Below are 16,151 nucleotides of genomic sequence, written 5' to 3'. Positions count from 1 at the left end.
GGGTCAATCCTATGCTATGTCGTTGCCTTTTGGCAATGTGCCCCTATAATCCGTCGTCGGGCACGTTCCAGGCCTTCACGATCGCCCAGCTCACGGCCGCGATCGGCACGGCGAGCACGGCTCCGGCGATGCCGCCGAGGATGGTTCCCGCGGTGAGCGCCACCAGGATGACGAGCGGATGCAGCTTGAGCGACTGCGACATCACGATCGGCTGCAGGAAGTCGCCCTCGAGCTGGTTGACGACGACGACGATGCCGACCACGATGAGCGCTGTCAGCGGGCCTCCCGTGACGAGTGCGACCAGCGCGGCGAGGACCCCGGCGAGGGTCGCCCCGATCAACGGGATGAAGGCGCTCAGGAACACGAACACCGTGAGCGGGAGGGCGAGGGGAATCTGCAGGAAGAACAGGGATCCGCCGATCACGACCGCATCGGCCAACGCGACGATCGCTGTGCCGCGCACATATCCGCCGAGCACGGCGAGTGAGGTGTGCCCGATGCGCACGCCGCGCTCGCGCCCCGCCCCGTGGAACGGACGCAGGAAGAACGCCCAGATGTCGCCGCCGTCCTTGAGGAAGAAGAACAGGATGACGACCGTCAGCAGGATGCCCGTGATGAGCTGCGTGGCGATCGACAGCCCCGCCAGGGCTCCGGTGCCGAACTGGGTGCTCGTGATGAAGTCGCCGATGCTCTGCTGCACCTGTTTGATCTGTTGCTCGTCGATCGGGATGTTCGCCTGCACGAGGTAGTCCTGCAGCTGCTGGAGTCCGTCGCCTGCGGCCTTGGCGAGGGCGGCCCACTGGTTCTGCACGGTGAGCACCATGAGCGTGATCACGCCCCCGAGAATGATGATGCCGGCCAGGAGCGTGATCCAGGTCGCGAGGACGGCCGGCAAGCCGCGCCGGCGCAGCCAGTTCACGGCGGGTGACAGCGCGGCGGCGAGGATGAGCGCGATCAGGAGCGGGATCACCACGAGTTTCAGCTGCACGAGCCCGTACACCAGCGCCGAGACGAGGATGACGACGAGCAGAATCTGCCCGCTGCGGATTCCGAGTCGCCCGAGCCGGTCGGTCATCATCGCCGTGATGGACGGCCGTTCGTCGTCTGTCATTCCCCCACCGTAGCCAGATTCGCGCCGGCCAAGAAGGCGGCCGTCACACCGGCGTGGCAGCCACCACTTTGACGAGGTCGGCGAACAGCGGATGCGCGGGGCCCAGCCCGCAGACCGTCGTGACGAAATCCCCGGCCGGGAGGCTCCCCCGCAACTGCTGCAGCGTGACGCTCTCCTCGTCGGCCGGCACGTCGAACTGCAGGAGCGCCGCCACCGCGGCGAGCAACGCGACCGGGCGCGTTCCGGCCTCTGCCAGCTCCGCCGCGGGTTTGATGAAGCGTTCCTGCCGCCCCAGCTTCCGAAGTGGGGCGCGTCCCACCCGTTCGACCGTGTCGGGCAGGGCGGGGTTGGCGAATCGGCCCAGGATCTTCTCGCGATATACGCGCTGGGCGTCTTCGTCGAGCCCGTGCTTGGCGACGAGGAGGGCCGAGGTCTCCTCGAGCACGTTCCGCGCAGCCTCCGCCACCGCCGGCACCGATAATGCCTCCGCGATGGTCGTCGCACCGGCGAGGAACCCGAAGTAGGCGATGGTGGCATGCCCGGTATTGACGGTGAAGAGCTTGCGCTCGATGTACGGCTCGAGGTCGTCCACGAACGTGGCCCCGGGGATCCGGGGCCCCTCCCCCGGAAACGCGGACTTCTCGATGACCCACTCGTAGAAGGGCTCCACGGTCACGTCGATGCCGCCGGCCGCCGGTTGCCCGGGAACGATGCGGTCCACCGCGGTGTTCGCGAAGACGACACGGCCCGCGAGCGCCGCCCGCTCCGCATCCGGAATGTGCGCAAACACGAAGTCGGCCAGCCGGTCGGTGGCGTTGATGGCGTTCTCGCACGCCATCACCACCAGGGGCGGCAGTGCCGCGTCGCGACGACGGATGCCGTCGGCGATGGCAGGAGCGACGAAGGCCAGCACGGTGGGCCCGACGGCCGTGGTGACGACGTCTGCCGAGGCGATCTCCGCGACCAGCGCCTCAGGGTCATCCGCGCTGTTCACCGCGCGGAAACGGTCCACTACCGTGGTGGTGAATTCCTCCCCCACCTCGTGCACGCTGTAGGTGTCTGCAGCGTTCAGCGCGTCGATGAGCGCGGCGTTCACATCGGCGAAGACCACCTCGTACCCAGCCTCGTGCAGCAGGAGCCCGACGAATCCGCGGCCGATGTTGCCGGCGCCGAAGTGAACGGCTTTCATTCCGCGTTGACCTCCTCGAGGAGGGTGAAGATCGCGTCGGCGTCGCCGGCCTCGATGAGCTTCTGCACCTCGTCCTCGTCGGAGAAAACGATGGCGATCTTGGAGAGGATCTCGAGGTGTTCGTTGTTCAGCCCGGCGATCCCGACGGCGAACCGCACCGGCTCGCCGTTCCAGTCGATCGGGTCGGTGTAGCGCACGAGCGAGAGCGCCGACCGTTTGATCGCATCCTTCGCCTCATTGGTGCCATGCGGGATGGCCAGGAAGTTGCCCATGTAGGTGGACACCGAGCCCTCCCGCTCCAGCATCGAGGCGATGTAGTCCTCGCTCACCGCACCGGAGCCGACCAGGAGCCGGCCGGCTTCGCGGATGGCGTCGTCGCGCGTGGTCGCGGCGCCGCGGGCGACGACGTTCTCACGCCGCAGAATCTCCTCGCTCACCGGTCGGCTCCTTCCGTCGCCTGGTTCTGCAGCAGCTGCACCACTTCGTCGTACTTGGGGCTGTTCATGAAGTTCTCCACCGAGACGTGCAGCGAGTTCGGCGACATGCCCTCAGCCCGGGCGGTGAGGTCGCGGTGGGTGATCACCAGGTCGGCGGTGCCGTCGAGGTTGGCGATGGACTTGTTGGTCACGGTGACACCCTCGATGCCGGCCTTCTTGATCTTGTTGCGGAGCACGGATGCCCCCATGGCGCTGGAGCCCATGCCGGCGTCGCAGGCGAACACGATGTCGCTGAAGCGCCGCCCGTCTGCCAGGGCGCCGTCCGTCGCGCCGCGAGCCGCGGCATCCGTTACCCCGGCAGCCGTGCCGGCGCCGGTCAGGCCACCGAGCACGGAGCTGGACTTGCCCTTGTTGGCCTCGGTCGCGGCAACGGCGGCGGAGAGGTCGCCGGCGTTCTCGTTGGCCAGGTCGCGCTTGCGACTGGCCCGCAAGATGACGGCGGAGATCAGGAACGACACGAGGGCGGCGCCGATGACCGAAAGGATGACGCCCACGTAGCTGTCGGGCGCAGTCTGGATCAGCACCGCGAAGATGCTGCCCGGGGAGGCCGGGGCGCGGAGTCCGGTCTGGAAGGCGACGTTGATGGCGACGCCCGTCATGCCGCCGCCGATCGCGGCGAGCACCAGCATCGGCTTCATCAGCACGTACGGGAAGTAGATCTCGTGGATGCCGCCGAGGAACTGGATGATGATGGCACCGGGGGCGCTGGCCTTGGCGATGCCGACACCGAAGAACGTGAACGCCAGCAGGATGCCGAGACCGGGGCCGGGGTTCGCCTCGAGCAGGAACAGCAGCGACTTGCCGTTCTCCTCCACCTGCTGCACGCCGAGCGGGGTGAGCACACCGTGGTTGATGGCGTTGTTGAGGAACAGGATCTTGCCCGGTTCGATGAAGATGCTCGCCAGCGGCAGTAGCCCGTTTGCGATCAGCCAGTCGACGACCGTCTCGAGGAAGCTGCTGAGTGCCGTGACGACCGGGGCGATTCCGAAGAACGCACCGAGGGCCAGCAGGGCGCCGAGGATGCCGGAGGAGAAGTTGTCGACGAGCATTTCGAAGCCCGGCCGGATCTTTCCTGCCCACAGGCTGTCGAGCTTCTTCAGCAGCCACGCCGAAATGGGGCCCACGATCATGGCGCCGATGAACATCGGGATGGTACTGCCGACGATCACGCCCATGGTCGCGATGGTGGCGATGACGCCGCCGCGGGTGTCGTAGACCATTCGGCCGCCGGTGTTGGCGATCAGGAGCGGCAGCAGGTAGGTGATCATCGGCCCGACCAGGCCCACGTACTGCGGGAACGTGGTGCCGTCCGCGGTCTGGGCGAGCGTGGTGGCGGCGCCGGTCCAGCCGATCTGGTCGGCGTTGCCGAACCCGCCGAGGATGCCGTTGGGCAGCCATCCGGTGGCGATGAAGAAGGCCGTGATCAGTCCCCACGCGATGAACGCCGCGATGTTCGGCATGACCATGCCGCTGAGGAAGGTGCCGAACCGTTGCACGTGCACGCGTGCCCCGGTGCGAGTGGGCCGGGCTGACGTCGTCGTCATTTCAGTGCCTTTCATTCTGTGGTGGTGGAGGCTGCGGCTGCCTCTGCGGCCGCAGCCCTGGCGGATGCCGCGCCGTCGGCCGCGAGCGCGGCGGCGGCGAGGTCCCTGGCCTGGGGCAGGGTGAATCGAGACAGGCTTTCGCGCACGTCCGCGAGCGCGGACGGCGACATGGACAAGGTGGTGGCACCGAGACCGACGAGCACCACGGCGAGCAAGGGGTCGGCCGCCGCCTCCCCGCAGATCCCCACGGGCTTTCCGTGCTGCTGCCCGGCGGTGCCCACCTCCTGCACCAGACGGAGCACCGCAGGGTGCCAGGGGTCCTGGAAGGAGGCGACGGAGCCGAGCATGCGGTCGGCGGCGAGGGTGTACTGGGTGAGATCGTTGGTGCCGATGGAGGCGAAGTCGGCGGCCTGCAGCGCCTTGTCGGCGAGGAGGGCGAGGGCCGGCACCTCAACCATCACCCCAGCGGTTCTCAGCCCCAGCTCATGCGCCAGGGTCACGAAGTAGCGGGTCTCTTCGACGGTGGAGACCATCGGCGCCATCACCCACACCTCGGCGTCCGTCTCAGCCTCGGCCCGGGCGAGCGCGGTGAGCTGTTCGCGCAGGATATCTTCGGAGGCGCGCAGCGAGCGGAGTCCGCGAAGGCCCAGGGCGGGGTTCTCCTCCTCGGCGTCGTTCAAGAACGCCAGCGGCTTGTCGGCACCCGCGTCGAGCGCGCGCACCACGACCTTTTTGCCGGGGAATTCGCGCAGCATCCGGGCGTACTCGCGCTGCTGGCGTTGGACGGTGGGCGCTGAGCCCGAGCCGAGGAACAGGAACTCGGTGCGGAACAGCCCCACGCCTTCGGCTCCCAGTTGCACCGCCTGCGCGGCGCCGTCGGCGTTGCCGAGGTTCGCGAGCAGCGGCACCCTCGTGCCGTCAGCGAGCGCACCGGGCGCGAGGGGTGCGGCGGCGCGGGCCGCGCGAGCCGTGATGCGCTCCTCGGCGGCCCGTTTGTCGGCATCCGTCGGCGCACTGATCACCACGCTGCCCGCAGCATCGACGACCACCTCGTCCCCGTCAACCAGATCGGCGGCTCCCGCGACGCCGACCACGGCGACGATGGACTTCTCCCGTGCGAGGATCGCCGTGTGCGATGTGGGCCCGCCCTCGGTGGTGATCAGGCCGAGCACCTGGCCGAGGTCGAGAAGGGCGGTGTCGGCGGGCGCGAGGTCACGGGCGACCAGAACGAACGGATGCCCCGGGTTCGGCACGCCGGGCGCCGGCAGCCCCTGCAGCTGGGCGACGACCCGCTGCGAGACGTCGTCGAGGTCCGCGGCGCGTTCGGCCATGTAGCCGCCGAGTTCACGGAGCATGTCCCGGAACGCTGCGAAGGCCTCGTGGGTGGCGCGTTCCGCCGTCTTCCCCTCCGCCAGTCGCGCGGAGAGGTCGTCGCGCAGGGTGGGATCCTCGGCCATCATCGCCTGCGCTTCGAGAACGTCCTTGGCGTCGCCGCCGGCGGCCGCGCCCCGGCTGTTGAGTTCGGCGGCGACGGCGGCCAAGGCCTCGTCGAGCCTGGCGCCCTCCTGGTCGGGGCTCAGCGCGCTGAGGGTCGACGCCGGCTCCCGCAGCGGTTCCTCCATTCGCACGACCGTGCCCACGGCAACGCCCTGGCCGATTCCGATTCCACGCAGTTCCATCACAACTCCTCCGCACTGACAGGGGCGAGTGAGGGACGGTTCCGGTTGGTCCTGCCGCTACGCGTCGTGGTCGGCGGCGAGGAACGCCTCGAGCTCGTCGAGCACCGCTTCGGCGTTGTCGCCGTCGACGGACAGCGTGACATCATCGCCGTGGTCGATGCCCAGCGAGATGACGCCGAGGATGCTGGCCGCGTTGACGGCCTTGCCCCCGGCCTTGGCGATGCGCACTGTCGCGCCTGATGCAGCGGCGGCCTGTGTGAACAATTTCGCCGGCCGCGCGTGCAACCCGTGGGTCGACCCGATGCGTACCGTTCGTTCAACCATTGCCTGGCCTTCCATTCCGGACGTCCAATCTCAGTCACACCATAGCGGGATGCGTGCATGCCGCCTACGATCGCGCTTCGCCCCGCCGCGCGCCCGGTCATGACCGTGTCCCCGCCGCGTCGAGGGCGAGGCCGAGCGCGACCTGGCCGTCCCGCTCCCGGAAGATCGTTTCCGGCAGCAGCGCGACCGCGACGTCTGCGGCGCTCGCGCTCGCACGGATCTCGTCGAAGCGGCCGGCCAGGTGCGGTCCGATCAGCAGCACGTCGAGGCCCGCGAGCCGGGCTGGGAGGTCGGATTCGCTTCCCGCAGAGATCTCGGCGGCAACACCCTGCTCGGCCGCGGAGCGCCGAAGTCGGTGGGCGACGAAGGTGCTCGACGCGCCGGCGCCGCAGATGATGAGGATCTTCATCGACACGCCCTTCGTGATTCGCTCGCGGAATGCTCTCACCAGCATCCTGACGCGGCCCTACCGGCGCGACCACCAGAGACTCTTCCGCACCCCCGGAAACGCGGGCGGGACTTCCCCTGCGAGCCGCGGAGGCCGAGAGTGGTGGCATGAGTGAACTACTGGGCGCCGATGACACGGCGACGCAGCTGGCCGGCACAGCCTTCGTCCACGGCGACGGCGTGCTGCAGGCCGCCTACACGACCGGCGACTTCAGCAGCGCCGTGCGGCTGCTCGACCAGGTCGCCCATGCGGCGGATGCGATGAACCACCATCCCGACGTGACCGTCGGTTACGGTTCGATCGGCTTCACCCTCAGTTCCCACGACGCGGGCGGCGTGACCGCCCGCGACGTCGAGCTGGCTCGGCGCATTCAGGATCTTGCCGACGTCGCCGGAGCGACAAAGAAGTAGGAGGCGTGTGTCGGTAGCGTTGTCGAAGCGAGGGAGGTGTCATGGTCGGATCTATCGAATGGTTGCTGCTCGAGTTGCTCATGCCGGCAGACACCTGGCTGCGTATGGAAGTGGACGCCTTACCGCAGGCCGTGCTCCTGGCGCTGGTGCTCGCCATAATCGGCGGCCTGGCGATAGCGATCACCTCCGTCGGGCGTCGTCTGCTGGTCGTGCTCGTCACGCTCCTGCGAACATGGCCCGAGAAGTCCTCGGCAATCCCCGATCTCCTCCTGCTGGCCGTCGGCCGGATCGCCCCCGCCGGGGGCCGCGGGCCACGAGCTCCGACGTATCGGTAACGCCTGCACTTGGCAGGCCTGCCGATCCGTCATTGCTCGCCGCCACCAGGAGTTCTTTTGCCTTCTTCGCACGCATCAATGCCCGTTCCGTCCTCTCGTTTTCCGTCCCGGCGCTCACCGTCCCACCACGCTGGGCGGCTCTTCCTTCTCCGCGTCCGCCATCAGCCGCCCCCGCAGCCGCCGACTGCCGCTGGGCCTCAGCTGCGAAGCTCCGGCGTCAGTCATGAGTCCTGCTGAATCCCGGCCCGCCCGAACACCGCCGCGTGATTCCGCGGGGATCGCAAACCGTCCGCGGCATTCTGCAGGAGTTATGCGCGCTGCCACGGGTCAACGCGTTCCATCGCTGAGGCGGTAGCGAGAGGCGCTGCCGCTTCCCAGACGTCCGAATCGTTGTCCAGCGATCGTCCCCGAATGGTTTACTACTGGGGAGATGGCGGACACCGATGAGCGATAACCAGACACGGATGCTGGACTACCTTCAGCACGCCACCGGCTGGGTGACCGCGGCCGAGCTGTCCGGCCACCTCGGAGTCAGCCCGCGCAGTGTGCGCAGTTACGTCACCCGGGCCAAGCAGGCGGCGCATCCGCTCGACATCATCGACTCGGGACCGGACGGCTACCAGCTCAAGCGGGAGGCGTATGCGGAGTACCGGGGACGGACCGGGACCGCCTCCATGGATGGCGGCACGCCGCAGGACCGGTTGTACCAGCTGGTGCGCCGGCTCACCGACGCACCGGACGGGCTCGACGTCTACAGCCTGGCCGCGGCGCTGTTCGTGAGCGACTCCACCCTGGAGGCCGACCTCACGAAGGTGCGTTCGCTGCTGCCCGCGACCGAGCTCACGCTCACGCGGCAGGGCGCCACCGTGACGCTCGACGGGCCGGAGGCCGGGCGCCGCCGGCTGCTGAGTCGGATGTTCCGCGACGAGAGCGCCCGGGGCATCCTGCAACTGGAGGCGATCCAGCGCGAGTTCGCGTCGGAGAGCCTCGGCGAGTTCAAGACCGACCTGATCGCCATGCTCGACGCGCAGGGCTACTTCGTGAACGAGTACGGCACCGACGCCGTTCTGCTGCACCTGGCGATCGCCGTCGACCGCACGCGCAAACGACTTCCGGCAACACTCTCGCCCGCGGGCGTCACCATCCCGACGCAGCCGGACCGGCTGTCGACGGCCCTCGCCGGCCTCATCCGCTCGCATTTCGACGTGGAGCTCTCGGCCGACGATGTGGAATACCTGGCCCTGCTGCTCACCACGCGGGTGATCACGCCCGGGCACGACCAGCCCGCCGCGCTGGTGGGCGAATACGTGCGGGAGGATGACCTGGAGATCGTGCGGCGCATCGTCGCGCGGGCAAGCGAGGAATACCTGGTCGACCTCTCTGACGAGGGGTTCATGACCCGGCTCACCCTGCACGTGCGCAACCTCATCAACCGCGCGAACGAGTCCTCGTACTCCCGCAATCCGCTGGCCCGCTCGATCAAGACCTCCTACCCGATGATCTACGAGCTCGCCGTCTACATCGCCAGCGAACTGCAGCGGCAGGAGCACATCCGGGTCAACGACGACGAGATCGCCTACATCGCCATGCACGTCGGCGCTCACCTGGAACAGCAGTCGCTGCGCACCGAGCTCGTCACCTGCGCCATCGTCTGCCCGAACTACTACGACATGCACGTGCTCCTGCGTGAACGCATCGAGCGCACGCTGGGCGACGACCTCGAGATCGTGGCGGTGATCACCCGGAGCGACGTCGACTGGAGCAGCCTCCACGCCGACCTGGTGCTGACGACAATCGACCCGCGCCTGCACGCCGACGGCGTGATCGTCATCCAGCCGTTCCTCACCGAGGGCGACGTCGACCGCGTGCGGCGGGCGGCCAGCCGGGTGCGCCGGCTGCGTCGCCGCGCCCAGATCAAGGACGAGCTGCTGCAGTACTTCGACGCATCGCTGTTCCTGCGCAACTTCTACGCCCGTGATGAGGTGGCGATGATCCGGGCGCTCGGCGAGCGGATGACGGCCCAGGGCATCATCGATGAGGCCTATGTGGCGGGTGCGATCGAACGCGAGCGGATGTCCTCGACGGCGTTCACCGACAACCTGGCGGTTCCGCACGCCATGGCGATGAACGCGCGCCGCACCTCGATCGCGATCGTCATCAACGATGCACCCATGGACTGGGGCGAGAACCGGGTGAACGTCGTCGCCCTGATCGCGTTCAGCGCCTCGGGCCGGGCGACGTTCCAGGCGGTGTTCGACCAGTTCGTCGAGGTCTTCGCCGAGCGCGCCGATGTGCAGCGGCTCATCAAGCGCTCCGTCGATTTCTCTTCCTTCATCGAGGAGCTCGTGCACATGATGGACCAGTGAGGTAGCAGGGAGGCGCGATGAAGCGGATGCCGTACGCGGACCGCCGCGACGCGGGCCGCGTCCTCGCCGGGTTGCTGCAGGACTACGCGGGCGCCCCGGGCCTTCTGGTGCTGGCCCTCCCCCGTGGCGGCGTGCCCGTCGCCGGGGAAGTCGCGCGCGTGCTCGGCGGCGACCTCGACATCCTCGTTGTGAGAAAGATCGGCGTGCCCGACCAGCCCGAGGTGGCGATGGGGGCGATGGCTGCGGTGGCCGACGCGATCGAGACGGTGCAGAACGACGATGTGATGCGTCAGCTGCGCATGCTCGGCTGGGACGCCGCGGGATTCGGCGAGGTCGCCGCGCGGGAGGAGATCGAGATGCGGCGACGCCAGCAGGCGTATCGCGCGGGTCGACCGGCGCCCCACCTCGAGGGCCGCACGGTCATCCTCGTCGACGACGGCCTGGCGACCGGGGCCACCATGCGGGCCGCCGTGCTCGCCGTCCGTCGGCACCACCCGCTCCGCATCATCGTCGCGGTGCCGGTGGCCCTGGGCGACACGGAATCCGAGATGCGCCAGCTGGCCGACGACGTCGTGTGCGCCTGGTCGGCCACCCGGTTGCACGCGGTCGGGCAGGCCTATGAGGTTTTCGACCAGACAACGGATGACGAGGTGCGTGCGATCCTCGACGTCGCCTGGACCGAGCGGTAACCGGCGTTGCGGGTCAGAGCGCCGGCGCCACGAGCTGGTAGCCGGCTTCCTCCACTGCGGCACGGATGGCGTCGGCGGGAATCGGCCGCTCGCTCGTCACGCTCACCCGCGACGGTGCCCCCTTCGCCAGGTCGACCGTCACGCTCTCCACGCCGTCGATCGCGCTGATCTCTTCGGTGACGCTCGCGACGCAGTGGCCGCAGGTCATCCCAGCCACGAAATACTGCTCAGAATCGGTGTCCATGGTGAATCCTCTCGTCATTCTCGGTCAGGACCGCACGAGGCGGGCGATGGCTTCGGATGCTTCGCGCACCTTCTCTTCCGCCACCACGCCGCCTTCTGCCGCGGCCTGCGCGACGCAATGGCCGAGGTGGTCGTCGAGGAGGGCGAGGGCGACCGTCTCGAGTGCTTTCGTGGCCGCAGAGACCTGGGTCAGCACGTCGATGCAGTAGGTGTCTTCTTCGACCATCCGTTGGATACCGCGCACCTGGCCCTCCGCACGACGCAGGCGCTTGAGGATGGCTTCCTTGTTGTCGATGTAGCCGACCATGTCGTTTCCCTTTCCCAGGGCAACCCTTGACGATTACCCCCCTGGGGTATACCTTAGCGGCCATGAGCCAGACGCACAAGGATCATGCACCCCGCCTCCCCGAGGCTCGGGGGGAAGAAGCGATGGACCATGACGCCATGGACGACGGCACGCACGGTCACGCGGGGCACGGCGACCACGTCGCCCAGTTCCGCCGGCTGTTCTGGATCATGCTGGCACTCGCGGTGCCGCTGGTCGGCTTCAGCCACATGTTCGCGATGATCGTCGGCTACGGGCTGCCGGACGGCCCCGTCATCCGCTGGATCTCGCCGGCGCTGGGCACCGTCGCCTATTTCTGGGGTGGCAGGCCGTTCCTCTCCGGTGCCATGGCCGAGTTACGCGAGCGCAAGCCCGGAATGATGCTCCTGATCGCGCTCGCGATCACCGTCGCCTTCCTCGCCTCGTGGGGCGCGAGTGTTCGAGTCCTGGACGCCCGCCTCGATTTCTGGTGGGAGCTGGCGTTCCTGATCGTGATCATGCTGCTCGGGCACTGGATCGAGATGCGTTCCCTGGCTCAGACATCCAACGCCCTGGAGTCGCTCGCCGCGCTCCTGCCCGATGAAGCCGAGCGCCTGGACGGCGAGGACGTGGTCCGCGTCTCCCCCGCCGACCTTCACGTGGGCGACATCGTCATCGTCCGGCCCGGAGGCAGGATCCCGGCCGATGGAACCGTGATCGACGGCACCGCCGACGTCGACGAATCGATGATCACCGGCGAGTCTCGCCCCGTGAGCCGGGGGCCGGGTTCCCCGGTGGTCGCCGGCACCGTCGCGACGGACACGGCACTCCGCGTGCGGGTCGGGGCAGTGGGCACCGACACGGCGCTGGCCGGCATCCAGCGTCTCGTCACCGACGCTCAGAACTCGAGCTCCCGAGCTCAGCGCATCGCCGACACGGCGGCCGGCTGGCTGTTCTGGTTCGCCGTCGGGGCAGGAGTGATCACAGCCGCGGTGTGGACCCTGGTGGGCAGCGCGGACGACGCCATCGTCCGGACCATCACGGTGCTGGTCATCGCGTGCCCGCACGCGCTCGGCCTGGCTATTCCGCTCGTGGTGTCGATCTCAACAGAACGTGCCGCAAAGTCCGGCGTGCTCGTGAAGGACCGGCTGGCGCTCGAAACCATGCGGAGCGTCAACACCGTGTTGTTCGACAAGACGGGAACACTGACGAAGGGCGAGCCTTCCGTCATGGGGGTGGCCGTAGCGGGCACCTCGAGCGAGGAGCGGGTCGTCGCACTGGCGGCTGCGGTCGAGGCCGACAGCGAGCATCCGCTGGCCAGGGCCATCGTGCGCGCGGCGGCAGACAGCGGCGTCGCCGTGCCACGCGCGACGGCATTCGAATCGTCGCCCGGCGTGGGCGTCACGGCCACTGTTGACGGGCGACGCGTGAGCGTCGGAGGCCCCGCGATGCTGGCGCGCGTCGGGGCTGACGGCCTCACCGGGACCGCCCACTGGACGCAGGAGGGACGAACGGTCCTGCACGTTCTCGAGGACGGCGCGGTGGTGGGTGCGATCGGCCTGGCCGACGACGTTCGCGAGGAGTCCCGCGAGGCGGTCGCCGCCCTCACCGCCCGGAACATCGAGGTGGTCATGCTCACCGGCGACGCCGAGGCGGTCGCGGCTTCGGTCGCGGCCGACCTTGGTATCCCGCGCTATTTCGCCGGAGTACGCCCGGAGGACAAGGCCAACGCGGTGGCACAGCTGCAGGGCGAGGGACGCACGGTGGCGATGGTGGGCGACGGAGTGAACGACGCCCCGGCGCTCGCCACAGCAGATGTCGGCATAGCGATCGGCGCGGGCACCGACGTGGCCATCGCGTCGGCAGGGGTGATCCTGGCGCGGGACGACCCCCGCCAGGTGCTGTCCGTCATTCGGTTGTCGAAGGCGAGCTACCGCAAGATGACGCAGAATCTGTGGTGGGCGGCGGGTTACAACCTCGTATCCGTTCCCCTCGCCGCTGGCGTGCTCGCTCCGATCGGATTCACCCTTCCGATGGAGGTCGGGGCGCTGCTGATGTCGGCATCCACGCTCATCGTGGCCGCCAACGCGCAACTCCTCCGCCGGCTCGATCTCGAGCCCGAGATGGCGACAGCGCCGGAGGAGCGGACGCGGGTCAGGGAATCGGAACGGGTGTGATCCCGAGGGGTGCGAGACCGGCGGCTCCGCCGTCCTCGGCGGTGAGCACCCAGATGCCGTCCTTGTGCACCGCGACGCTGTGCTCCCAGTGGGCGGCCGACCGGCCGTCGCTGGTCGCCACGGTCCAGCCGTCGTCGCGCACGTAGGTCTCGATGTCGCCGAGCACCACCATCGGCTCGATCGCCACCACGAGGCCGGGCTTGATCTCCGGCCCCTTCTGGCGCACCCGGTAGTTGAACACGGGCGGATCCTCGTGCATGGAGCGGCCGATGCCGTGGCCTACGTAGTCGGTCAGGATGCCGTAGTCGCCCTGGTCCTCGATGTAGCCCTCGATCGCCTCGCCCACCTCGTTGAGGTGCCGGGCGGTGGCCAGCCGCGCGATGCCGTGCCACAGCGACTGCTCGGTGACATCGGAGAGCGCCTGCCGCTCGGCGACGAGGTCAGGCCGGGACGGGTCGGGGAGCACCACGGAGAACGCGGCGTCACCGTTCCAGCCGCCCAGGATCGCGCCGCTGTCGATGGAGACGATGTCACCGGCCTCCAGCACGCGACCCGACGGGATGCCGTGCACGACGTCGTCGTTCACCGACGAGCACACGGTGTGGTTGTAGCCCTGTTCGAGCTTGAAGTTCGGGGAACCGCCCAGCTGGACGATGGCCCTCTCCGCGGCCGCATCGACGTCGAGGGTCGTGGCGCCCACGCGCGCCGCCTGCCGCGCGGCCACGAGGGAGGCTGCGGTGGCCAGCCCCGGTGCGACCATCAGGCGCAGCTGGGCGGGCGACTTGTAGATCGAGCGCCGCAGACTCATCAGGACGCCGCGATTCCCCGCTCGACGAGGGCGGCACGGATGCGCTCGCTCACGCCGTCGACGCTGCCGAGCCCGTCGACGGAGACCACGAGCCCCCGCTCCTGGTAGGCGGCGACCACAGGGGCGGTCTGCTCCTCGTACACCTCGAGGCGGTGACGGATGACGTCTTCCGTGTCGTCAGCGCGGCCCTGTTCGGCTGCGCGGAGCAGGAGCCGCTTCACGACCTCGTCGTGGTCGGCGGTCAGTTGCACGACCGCGTCGAGTTCTTCACCGGTCTCGGCGAGGATCCGGTCGAGTTCGGCGACCTGTTCGCCGGTGCGCGGGTACCCGTCGAGGAGGAATCCCGCTGACGCGTCCTCCTGCTGCAGCCGGTCGCGCACGATGGCGTTGGTCAGCGCGTCGGGCACGTACGATCCCTGGGAGACGATGGCCTGCACCTGGCGGCCGAGCTCGGTTCCCTCCGCAATGTTGGCCCGGAACATGTCGCCCGTGGAGATCGCGGGAATGCCGAGGCGTTCGGCAAGCACCGCAGCCTGGGTTCCCTTGCCGGCACCCGGAGCACCGACGATGAGCAGTCGTACGCCGCGGCCCGAGGGGACCTCGAGCCGTCCTTCTGCCGCCGCCGTCATCGCAGGAGGCCCTCGTAGTGACGCTGCTGCAGCTGCGAGTCGATCTGCTTCACGGTCTCGAGGCCGACACCCACGACGATCAGGATGCTCGCGCCGCCGAACGGGAAGTTCTGGTTCGCGCCGATCGCCACGAAGGCGATGAGCGGAATCAGCGCGATCAGGCCGAGGTAGATCGAGCCCGGGAGCGTCACGCGGGTCAGCACGAAGTCCAGGTACTCGGCGGTCGGCCGGCCGGCACGGATGCCCGGGATGAACCCGCCGTACTTCTTCATGTTGTCGGCGACCTCTTCGGGGTTGAAGGTGATCGCCACATAGAAGTAGGTGAAGCCCACGATGAGCAGGAAGTACAGGAGCATGTAGAGCGGGTGGTCGCCCTTCGTCAGGTAGTTGGTGATCCACACCACCCACGCGGCGGGCTGCTGGCCGGCCGCCGGCTGGTTGAACTGCGCGATCAGGGCGGGCAGGTACAGCAGCGACGACGCGAAGATGATCGGGATGACGCCGGCCATGTTGACCTTGATCGGAATGTAGGTGTTGTTGCCGCCGTACGTGCGGCGACCCACCATCCGTTTGGCGTACTGCACGGGCACCCGGCGCTGCGACTGCTCCACGAAGACGACCGCGGCGACGATGAGCAACCCGATGACGAGCACGATCAGCAGGACGTCGAAGCCCTTCTGCTGCGCGATCGCGAAGAGCGAGTCGGGGAAGCGCGCCGCGATGGACGCGAAGATCAGCAGCGACATGCCATTTCCGATGCCGCGCTCGGTGACCATCTCACCCATCCACATGATGACGCCGGTGCCGGCGGTCATTGTGATGACCATGAGCATGATCGCGTACCAGGCGTCGTTGGTGATCAGCTGCGAGCACTCGGAGCCGCCGGACGTGCCGAAGAGCGCACCACTGCGCGCGACGGTGATCAGGGTGGTCGACTGCAGCACGCCCAGCGCGATGGTCAGGTAACGCGTGTACTGGGTGAGCTTGCCCTGGCCGGCCTGGCCCTCCTTGTAGAGGGTCTCGAAGTGCGGGATGACCACGCGCAGCAACTGCACGATGATCGAGGCCGTGATGTACGGCATGATCCCGAGCGCGAAGATCGACAGCTGGAGCAACGCTCCACCGCTGAACAGGTTGACCAGCTGGTAGAGGCCGCTCGCGTCCTGGTTCGCCGCAAGACACGCCTGCACGTTCCCGAAGTCCACGAAGGGGGTGGGGATGAACGAGCCGAGGCGGTACAGGGCGATCACGCCCAGCGTGAACCCGATCTTCCGGCGAAGGTCAGGCGTGCGGAAAATCCGCGCAATGGCGCTAAACAAAAGGCCTCCAGTTAAATGACGTCGGTCGAGCTTGTCGGGATCTCACCAACGATTCCTCGATTGGTGGTCCCGCAAGCTC

Annotated in this window: 17 protein-coding genes; 5 read left to right on the top strand and 12 right to left on the bottom strand. The window is 68.4% G+C overall.

Annotated features, from left to right (window positions below; genetic code table 11):
* Window positions 1-43: 43 nt before the first annotated feature.
* The 7 genes from EEJ31_RS05060 to EEJ31_RS05030 all read right to left on the bottom strand — a co-directional run bounded on the left by EEJ31_RS05060 (window position 44) and on the right by EEJ31_RS05030 (window position 6,792).
* Window positions 44-1,111, bottom strand: a complete 1,068-nt coding sequence (locus tag EEJ31_RS05060) for an AI-2E family transporter (RefSeq protein ID WP_123045215.1) — start codon at window positions 1,109-1,111, stop codon at window positions 44-46.
* A 43-nt stretch (window positions 1,112-1,154) separates the two neighbouring features.
* Entirely contained in the window at window positions 1,155-2,300 is a 1,146-nt protein-coding gene (locus tag EEJ31_RS05055; RefSeq protein WP_123045214.1) for a mannitol-1-phosphate 5-dehydrogenase, read from the bottom strand.
* Entirely contained in the window at window positions 2,297-2,737 is a 441-nt protein-coding gene (locus EEJ31_RS05050; RefSeq protein ID WP_123045213.1) for a PTS sugar transporter subunit IIA, read from the bottom strand. Before EEJ31_RS05050 ends, EEJ31_RS05055 begins: the two co-directional genes overlap by 4 nt.
* Window positions 2,734-4,341 (bottom strand): PTS mannitol transporter subunit IICB, encoded by a 1,608-nt coding sequence (locus EEJ31_RS05045; RefSeq protein WP_123045212.1) that lies wholly within the window; start codon window positions 4,339-4,341, stop codon window positions 2,734-2,736. The genes EEJ31_RS05050 and EEJ31_RS05045 overlap by 4 nt, the downstream gene beginning before the upstream one ends.
* An 11-nt stretch (window positions 4,342-4,352) precedes the next feature.
* Window positions 4,353-6,020: a phosphoenolpyruvate--protein phosphotransferase gene (gene ptsP / locus EEJ31_RS05040; protein WP_123045211.1), complete on the bottom strand. Its 1,668-nt coding sequence runs from the start codon at window positions 6,018-6,020 to the stop codon at window positions 4,353-4,355.
* Window positions 6,021-6,077: 57 nt separating this feature from the next.
* Window positions 6,078-6,344, bottom strand: coding sequence for an HPr family phosphocarrier protein (locus EEJ31_RS05035; RefSeq protein WP_123045210.1), 267 nt, complete (start codon window positions 6,342-6,344; stop codon window positions 6,078-6,080).
* 97 nt (window positions 6,345-6,441) lie between these two features.
* Window positions 6,442-6,792 carry a PTS sugar transporter subunit IIB gene (locus EEJ31_RS05030; RefSeq protein WP_233563740.1) on the bottom strand — a complete coding sequence of 117 codons (351 nt, stop codon included), beginning with the start codon at window positions 6,790-6,792 and terminating at the stop codon, window positions 6,442-6,444.
* A 107-nt stretch (window positions 6,793-6,899) separates the two neighbouring features.
* On the opposite strand from EEJ31_RS05030, the gene EEJ31_RS05025 reads away from it, so the two are divergent.
* The 4 genes from EEJ31_RS05025 (at window position 6,900) to EEJ31_RS05010 (ending at window position 10,592) form a co-directional block, all read left to right on the top strand.
* A complete protein-coding gene (locus EEJ31_RS05025) occupies window positions 6,900-7,202 on the top strand; it encodes a 4a-hydroxytetrahydrobiopterin dehydratase (RefSeq protein WP_123045209.1) in 303 nt (100 codons plus the stop codon).
* Between the two features lie 41 nt (window positions 7,203-7,243).
* Window positions 7,244-7,537 (top strand): hypothetical protein, encoded by a 294-nt coding sequence (locus tag EEJ31_RS05020; protein ID WP_123045208.1) that lies wholly within the window; start codon window positions 7,244-7,246, stop codon window positions 7,535-7,537.
* Between the two features lie 443 nt (window positions 7,538-7,980).
* Window positions 7,981-9,903: a BglG family transcription antiterminator gene (locus tag EEJ31_RS05015; RefSeq protein WP_123045207.1), complete on the top strand. Its 1,923-nt coding sequence runs from the start codon at window positions 7,981-7,983 to the stop codon at window positions 9,901-9,903.
* A 17-nt stretch (window positions 9,904-9,920) separates the two neighbouring features.
* Window positions 9,921-10,592 (top strand): phosphoribosyltransferase, encoded by a 672-nt coding sequence (locus EEJ31_RS05010; protein ID WP_123045206.1) that lies wholly within the window; start codon window positions 9,921-9,923, stop codon window positions 10,590-10,592.
* A 13-nt stretch (window positions 10,593-10,605) separates the two neighbouring features.
* Here EEJ31_RS05010 and EEJ31_RS05005 read toward each other — a convergent pair whose 3' ends face one another.
* Complete coding sequence (locus tag EEJ31_RS05005) at window positions 10,606-10,836, bottom strand: heavy-metal-associated domain-containing protein (protein ID WP_123045205.1); 231 nt, start codon at window positions 10,834-10,836, stop codon at window positions 10,606-10,608.
* A gap of 24 nt (window positions 10,837-10,860) precedes the next feature.
* Complete coding sequence (locus EEJ31_RS05000) at window positions 10,861-11,142, bottom strand: metal-sensitive transcriptional regulator (protein ID WP_123045204.1); 282 nt, start codon at window positions 11,140-11,142, stop codon at window positions 10,861-10,863.
* Window positions 11,143-11,204: 62 nt separating this feature from the next.
* Between EEJ31_RS05000 and EEJ31_RS04995 the strand changes: the two genes are divergently transcribed.
* On the top strand, window positions 11,205-13,316 hold the full coding sequence (locus EEJ31_RS04995; RefSeq protein WP_123045203.1) for a heavy metal translocating P-type ATPase: 2,112 nt from the start codon (window positions 11,205-11,207) through the stop codon (window positions 13,314-13,316).
* Here the strand turns inward: EEJ31_RS04995 and map are convergent.
* The 3 genes from map to secY are packed head-to-tail and all read right to left on the bottom strand — an operon-like array spanning window position 13,294 to window position 16,072.
* Window positions 13,294-14,124 carry a type I methionyl aminopeptidase gene (map, locus tag EEJ31_RS04990; protein WP_123045202.1) on the bottom strand — a complete coding sequence of 277 codons (831 nt, stop codon included), beginning with the start codon at window positions 14,122-14,124 and terminating at the stop codon, window positions 13,294-13,296. The genes EEJ31_RS04995 and map overlap by 23 nt on opposite strands.
* Window positions 14,124-14,753: an adenylate kinase gene (locus EEJ31_RS04985; protein WP_123045201.1), complete on the bottom strand. Its 630-nt coding sequence runs from the start codon at window positions 14,751-14,753 to the stop codon at window positions 14,124-14,126. Before EEJ31_RS04985 ends, map begins: the two co-directional genes overlap by 1 nt.
* Entirely contained in the window at window positions 14,750-16,072 is a 1,323-nt protein-coding gene (gene secY, locus EEJ31_RS04980; protein WP_123045200.1) for a preprotein translocase subunit SecY, read from the bottom strand. The genes EEJ31_RS04985 and secY overlap by 4 nt, the downstream gene beginning before the upstream one ends.
* Window positions 16,073-16,151: the final 79 nt, after the last annotated feature.

Source organism: Cryobacterium tepidiphilum (assembly GCF_003716325.1).
GTDB lineage: Bacteria > Actinomycetota > Actinomycetes > Actinomycetales > Microbacteriaceae > Cryobacterium > Cryobacterium tepidiphilum.
Note: the sequence above shows the minus strand (reverse complement) of the source record. Positions and strands in the feature narration are given on the sequence as shown.

Bases quoted from the DNA above. Each gene is read 5' to 3' on its own strand.
- EEJ31_RS05060 (WP_123045215.1), bottom strand. From the start codon at position 1,111: ATGACAGACGACGAACGGCCGTCCATCACGGCGATGATGACCGACCGG.
- EEJ31_RS05055 (WP_123045214.1), bottom strand. From the start codon at position 2,300: ATGAAAGCCGTTCACTTCGGCGCCGGCAACATCGGCCGCGGATTCGTC.
- EEJ31_RS05045 (WP_123045212.1), bottom strand. From the start codon at position 4,341: ATGACGACGACGTCAGCCCGGCCCACTCGCACCGGGGCACGCGTGCAC.
- ptsP (WP_123045211.1), bottom strand. From the start codon at position 6,020: ATGGAACTGCGTGGAATCGGAATCGGCCAGGGCGTTGCCGTGGGCACG.
- EEJ31_RS05035 (WP_123045210.1), bottom strand. From the start codon at position 6,344: ATGGTTGAACGAACGGTACGCATCGGGTCGACCCACGGGTTGCACGCG.
- EEJ31_RS05025 (WP_123045209.1), top strand. From the start codon at position 6,900: ATGAGTGAACTACTGGGCGCCGATGACACGGCGACGCAGCTGGCCGGC.
- EEJ31_RS05020 (WP_123045208.1), top strand. From the start codon at position 7,244: ATGGTCGGATCTATCGAATGGTTGCTGCTCGAGTTGCTCATGCCGGCA.
- EEJ31_RS05015 (WP_123045207.1), top strand. From the start codon at position 7,981: ATGAGCGATAACCAGACACGGATGCTGGACTACCTTCAGCACGCCACC.
- EEJ31_RS05010 (WP_123045206.1), top strand. From the start codon at position 9,921: ATGAAGCGGATGCCGTACGCGGACCGCCGCGACGCGGGCCGCGTCCTC.
- EEJ31_RS05005 (WP_123045205.1), bottom strand. From the start codon at position 10,836: ATGGACACCGATTCTGAGCAGTATTTCGTGGCTGGGATGACCTGCGGC.
- EEJ31_RS05000 (WP_123045204.1), bottom strand. From the start codon at position 11,142: ATGGTCGGCTACATCGACAACAAGGAAGCCATCCTCAAGCGCCTGCGT.
- EEJ31_RS04995 (WP_123045203.1), top strand. From the start codon at position 11,205: ATGAGCCAGACGCACAAGGATCATGCACCCCGCCTCCCCGAGGCTCGG.
- map (WP_123045202.1), bottom strand. From the start codon at position 14,124: ATGAGTCTGCGGCGCTCGATCTACAAGTCGCCCGCCCAGCTGCGCCTG.
- EEJ31_RS04985 (WP_123045201.1), bottom strand. From the start codon at position 14,753: ATGACGGCGGCGGCAGAAGGACGGCTCGAGGTCCCCTCGGGCCGCGGC.